The 983-nt window shown below is 43.6% G+C and carries 1 pseudogene and 1 other annotated feature; the pseudogene reads right to left on the bottom strand.

Going from position 1 to position 983, the window contains the following annotated elements:
• Positions 1-933: pseudogene (locus JMX83_RS14930) on the bottom strand (IS3 family transposase); the annotation flags it as partial.
• Positions 542-658 (bottom strand) — a sequence feature (AL1L pseudoknot). Its footprint overlaps the pseudogene before it by 117 nt.
• Positions 934-983 lie beyond the last annotated feature (50 nt).

Below are 983 nucleotides of genomic sequence, written 5' to 3' on the forward strand. Positions count from 1 at the left end.
GAATGGATAAGTACTGAACGCCGCGATCACTATGATGAATCACATCTTTAGGATGGTTTCTGTCTGCAATGGCTTGGTTTAGTGCTGCCATCACCATATCAGTGTTCATACGATCTGATACTTTCCAACCAACGATAGCGCGAGCAAACACATCAATGATAAAGGCAGTATAGACCCAACCACTCAATGTTTTAACGTAAGTAAAGTCAGCAACCCATAGCTGGTTAGGGCGATGGGCATTAAAGTTACGATTAACTAAATCAACAGCACGCTTTTGATCATCACGAGACTTAGTGGTTATCTTACCTTTACCTCGCCAAATACCCTGCATACCATGCTGACGCATTAACCGCTCTACAGTGCAACGTGCAGGATGTACACCTTCAGATTTCAACTGTTTCCAGACTTTACGAGCACCATAACGGCATTTGCTGTCCTTCCAAATACGTTTAATCTCATTAAGATAGAAGTCATCATGCTGACTACGCTGTGAACGTTTTTCAGGATTTTCTTCTAGCTCTTTAGCACGATAGTATGTGGATGGAGCAATCGGTAGTACTCTACAGATTGGCTCGACTCCATATTGTTGTTTGTGGTCATCTATAAAATCAACCATTACTTGGGTTTGCGGTCGAGCTCCGCCTGGGCGAAAAAAGCAGCAGCTTTCTTTATAATCTCATTGGCTTGCTTTAACTCTCTGTTCTCACGTTCAAGCTCTTTGATACGCTCGGCTTGGCTTTGAGCTTGAATATTTGCAGGAATGGTTTTATCAATGTGCTTTTTATGCCATGATCGTAGGGTCTCAGGCGTGCAACCTATCTTTGGCGCTATGGCTTTGATGGCTGACCAGGTGGATGGGTAATCGTCTTTAGCTTCAATTAGCATACGGACGGCGCGCTCTTTCATTTCAGGGGTATAGTTTCGTGTTTTCATTGTCGTATTCTCTCAGAAAATTGAGTCTCCGACAATTCCGGGGCGGTTCA

The organism is Psychrobacter piscatorii (assembly GCF_904846415.1).
GTDB lineage: Bacteria > Pseudomonadota > Gammaproteobacteria > Pseudomonadales > Moraxellaceae > Psychrobacter > Psychrobacter piscatorii.